The sequence below is a fragment of the Dietzia aerolata genome (assembly GCF_014144865.1).
GTDB classification, from domain to species: domain Bacteria; phylum Actinomycetota; class Actinomycetes; order Mycobacteriales; family Mycobacteriaceae; genus Dietzia; species Dietzia aerolata.
In genome coordinates this window covers 1-4,323 of record NZ_JAALDM010000185.1, presented here as the reverse complement: position 1 = coordinate 4,323, position 4,323 = coordinate 1, and the positions used below count along the sequence as shown (strand labels likewise).

At 66.6% G+C, this 4,323-nt stretch carries 4 protein-coding genes; all 4 read right to left on the bottom strand.

The features are described from left to right. Window positions 1-798 precede the first annotated feature (798 nt). Genes G6016_RS11415 through sdhC form a run of 4 tightly spaced genes read right to left on the bottom strand, consistent with a single transcriptional unit; the run spans window position 799 to window position 4,262 of the window. Entirely contained in the window at window positions 799-1,581 is a 783-nt protein-coding gene (locus G6016_RS11415; protein ID WP_182632770.1) for a succinate dehydrogenase iron-sulfur subunit, read from the bottom strand. After that, entirely contained in the window at window positions 1,581-3,350 is a 1,770-nt protein-coding gene (sdhA, locus tag G6016_RS11410; RefSeq protein ID WP_182632769.1) for a succinate dehydrogenase flavoprotein subunit, read from the bottom strand. Before sdhA ends, G6016_RS11415 begins: the two co-directional genes overlap by 1 nt. A 58-nt stretch (window positions 3,351-3,408) precedes the next feature. After that, entirely contained in the window at window positions 3,409-3,840 is a 432-nt protein-coding gene (locus G6016_RS11405; RefSeq protein ID WP_182632768.1) for a succinate dehydrogenase hydrophobic membrane anchor subunit, read from the bottom strand. A gap of 14 nt (window positions 3,841-3,854) precedes the next feature. Beyond that, on the bottom strand, window positions 3,855-4,262 hold the full coding sequence (gene sdhC / locus G6016_RS11400) for a succinate dehydrogenase, cytochrome b556 subunit (protein ID WP_182632767.1): 408 nt from the start codon (window positions 4,260-4,262) through the stop codon (window positions 3,855-3,857). Window positions 4,263-4,323: the final 61 nt, after the last annotated feature.

Below are 4,323 nucleotides of genomic sequence, written 5' to 3'. Positions count from 1 at the left end.
GCCTGCCCTGCCTGCCCTGCCTGCCCTGCCTGCGTTGCCTGCAACGCCGGCCTGGCTTGGCTTGCCGGCCTGGCTTGGTCTGGCTACATCGCCGACCCTGCCTGGCCTGGTTACATCGTCGACCTTGCCTGGCTTGCCGGCCTGGCCTGCGCCCGAGCCTGCGCCTGTGTCGGCGGCGAACCTGGTGCGCGGTCCTGCCGCCCGAAGCTTCGTCACGGATGCTGAGTCTACGTCCGGCCCCTGGCGGGCAATCACAGACCCGCCGCCTCGATCCCTCGCCACCCGCCGCCTCATCCCCTCGCCGAGAGGGGTCGGCACACAACGCTCGAGGGGGGTGTGCGGAATCCACTTCTCGTTGCGTCGCGGCTGAATGGATCCGTGGGATCGGGGGCGGACTTCGCATATTGCCCAGCCGATCTGCCTATCGGGTTTCAACTTGCCCATCGGGCTTCGAACTGCCCATCGGGATACGACTTGCCCAGCGGGCCCGCTAGGCAAGTCGGATCCAGATAGGCAACTTGAGCTGAGATGGGCAAACTGAGATGCGATAGGCAACTCGAGCTGAGGTGGGAGTATTCGAGCCCAGAGCCCCGAGCTCAGAGTCCAGAGCCCAGAGACCAAAGCCCAGAGAGTTCAGCGCCCCAAAGCCCGGTGGCCGGAGCCGAGCGTCCGGGCCCCGGCAAATAGCAGCGGGGCCGCACCCTCCACGTGGAAGGTGCGGCCCCACCGGCTCACCGGCTCACCGGCTCAGCGGCCCAGCGACTAACCGGCCCACGGGCTCGCTCGCCGGCTACCGGGTCAGCGCGCGAACAGCAGTGCGCGCTTGACCTCCTGGATCGCCTGCGTCACCTGGATGCCACGGGGGCATGCGTCGGTGCAGTTGAAGGTGGTGCGGCAGCGCCACACGCCCTCGGCGTCGTTGAGGATGTCGAGACGCTCCGCGGCACCCTCGTCACGGGAGTCGAAGATGAAGCGGTGCGCGTTGACGATGGCGGCGGGACCGAAGTACGAGCCGTCATTCCAGAACACCGGGCACGAGGTGGTGCAGCAGGCGCAGAGGATGCACTTGGTGGTGTCGTCGAAGCGGGCGCGGTCGGTCTGCGACTGGATACGCTCACCCGTCGGCTGGTTGCCGGAGGTGATGAGGTACGGCTTGATGTCGCGGAACGACTTGAAGAACGGCTCCATGTCGACGTACAGGTCCTTCTCCACCGGGAGGCCGCGGATGGGGGCCACGGTGATGGTGATGGACTTGCCGTCCTTGGGGAGCAGGTCCTTCATGAGGACCTTGCACGCCAGGCGGTTGACGCCGTTGACCTGCATGGCGTCCGAACCACAGACGCCGTGGGCGCAGGATCGGCGGAATGCGAACGATCCGTCGATGTAGTTCTTGACGTACATGAGCAGGTTGAGCAGACGGTCGGACGGCAGTGCCGGGACCTCGTACTCCTTGAAGCCCGCCGAGTCCGGATCCTCCGGGTTGAACCGGGCGATCTTCAGCGTGACCATGGTGGAGCCGGGCGGCACCGGGCGCTTGTTCGTGCCGTCGGTGGCTTTGGTGGTGTCGACTGCGGAACTCATCAGTACTTACGCTCCATCGGCTCGTAGCGGGTCTGCACAACCGGCTTCCAGTCCAGCCGGATCTCCGAGAGCAGATCCTGTCCGCTCTCCTTGAACGCCATGGTGTGCTTCATGTAGTTGGCGTCGTCGCGGTCCGGGAAGTCTTCGCGGGAGTGACCGCCGCGGGACTCCTTGCGGTTGAGGGCACAGACGACCGTGACCTCCGCCAGCTCCAGGAGGAAGCCCAGCTCGACGGCCTCCAGGAGCTCGGTGTTGAAGCGCTTGCCCTTGTCGGACACGGTGACGTCGGCGTAGCGCTTCTTGAGTGCACGCAGCTCGTCGCGGGCCTCGGTGAGCGACTGCTCGGTGCGGAACACCGACGCCTTGTCGTCCATCATGGCCTGCATTTCCTTGCGGATGTCCGCGGCGTTCTCGGTGCCGTGCGGCGCGAGCATCTGCTCCATCCACTCGCGGACCATGGTCTCCGGAGCCTCGGGCAGCTCCACGAACTCGCTGTTCATGGCGTACTCGGCGGCGGCGATGCCCGCGCGGCGGCCGAAGACGTTGATGTCGAGCAGCGAGTTGGTGCCGAGACGGTTGGAACCGTGCACGGACACGCAGGCGCATTCGCCGGCGGCGTAGAGGCCGGGGACGATGTCCTCGTTGTTGCGCAGGACCTCGCCCTTGACGTTGGTGGGGATGCCGCCCATGACGTAGTGGCAGGTCGGGAATACCGGGACGAGCTCGGTGACCGGGTCGACGCCCAGGTAGGTGCGCGAGAACTCGGTGATGTCGGGGAGCTTCTCCTCGAGCACGTCGGCACCGAGGTGGGTCACGTCGATGTAGACGTAGTCCTTGTCGGGTCCGGCGCCGCGGCCCTCGCGGACCTCGAGGACCATCGAGCGGGCGACGATGTCACGCGGCGCGAGGTCCTTGATGGTGGGGGCGTAGCGCTCCATGAAGCGCTCGCCATCCACGTTGCGCAGGATGCCGCCCTCGCCTCGGACGGCCTCGGAGATGAGGATGCCCAGGCCGGCGAGCCCTGTCGGGTGGAACTGGTGGAACTCCATGTCCTCCAGGGGCAGGCCCTTGCGGAAGACCACGGCCATGCCGTCACCGGTGAGGGTGTGGGCGTTGGAGGTGGTCTTGTACATGCGGCCCGAGCCGCCGGTCGCGAAGACGGTGGCCTTGGAGTGGAAGACGTGCAGGTCGCCGGAGGCCAGCTCGTAGGCGACGCAGCCGGTGGCCACGGGGCCCTCGGGGGTCTCCGACAGGCACAGGTCGAGGACGTAGAACTCGTTGAAGAACTCCACGTCGTGCTTGACGCAGTTCTGGTACAGCGTCTGCAGGATCATGTGGCCGGTGCGGTCGGCGGCGTAGCAGGCGCGACGCACGGGCGCCTTGCCGTGGTCACGCGTGTGGCCGCCGAAGCGACGCTGGTCGATCTTGCCCTCGGGCGTGCGGTTGAACGGCAGGCCCATGTTCTCGAGGTCGATGACGGCGGTGATGGCCTCCTTGGCCATGATCTCCGCAGCGTCTTGGTCGACGAGGTAGTCGCCGCCCTTGACCGTGTCGAACGTGTGCCACTCCCAGTTGTCCTCCTCGACGTTCGCGAGGGCGGCGCACATGCCGCCCTGGGCGGCGCCGGTGTGGGAGCGGGTGGGGTAGAGCTTGGTGAGGACCGCGGTGCGGGTGCGCGGACCCGCCTCGATGGCGGCGCGCATCCCGGCGCCGCCGGCGCCGACGATGACGACGTCGTACTGGTGCTGGTGGACCTGACGATCGGTCATGGGTTTCTCAGTGCTCGCTTTCGAAGTGAGGAAGTCCGCTGACGAACTCTGCCGGCGATCAGATGTCGTAGGCGAGGCCGAAGATGGCGTAGGTGCCCAGGACGAGGACCAGGACGGTCGCCGCGATGAGGATCGCGTTGAGCCAGAACCGGGTGGAGTCCTTGCGCGAGTAGTCCGCGATCACGGTGCGGACACCGTTAGCGCCGTGCAGCTGGGCCAGCCAGAGCATGAGGATGTCCCACGAGGCCCAGAACGGGCTCTGCCAGCGATCGGCGACGTAGGCCCAGTCGATGCGGTGGACGCCGTCGTCGATCATCAGGCCGACCGTGAGGTGGCCGATGGTGAGGAAGACCAGGGCCACGCCCGAGTACCGCATGAAGATCCACGCGGTGCGCTCGAAGTTGCCGCGCGAGCGCAGGCGGGGCGAGCGGGGCTGCGCCAGCGAGGCGGGCCGGTCGTAGGAGGTCTGGAGAACTGGTGCGTCTGCCATTGTGATCGTTCTCCTTAGAGGTGCGAGAAGAGAAGGAAGAGGAGGCGTGCGGTCGCCGCGGCAAACACCACGACCCAGATCGCCAGGACGGCCCACAGCATCTGGCGCTGGTACTTGGCGCCCTTGGACCAGAAGTCCACCGCCACGATCCGCAGACCGTTGAGCGCGTGGAACAGCACCAGGGCCACGAGCCCGATCTCCATGAGACCGATGATCGGGGTCTTGTAGGTGTCGATGACCTCGTTGTAGGTCTCGGGGCTGACCGTGACCAGTGCGGTGTCGAGCACGTGGACGAAGAGGAAGAAGAAGATCGCGACGCCGGAGATGCGGTGCGCGACCCACGACCACATCCCTGGGTCACCCTTGTAGATGTTGGTCTTCTTTGTGGGTGCCGGACGCGCCGGCGCCTGCGCAGTACTCATGGGCTTGTCGTGCCTCCGATTCGTCTGGGCGTAATCCCTGTGGTGCGCGGTTCGGCCGTGG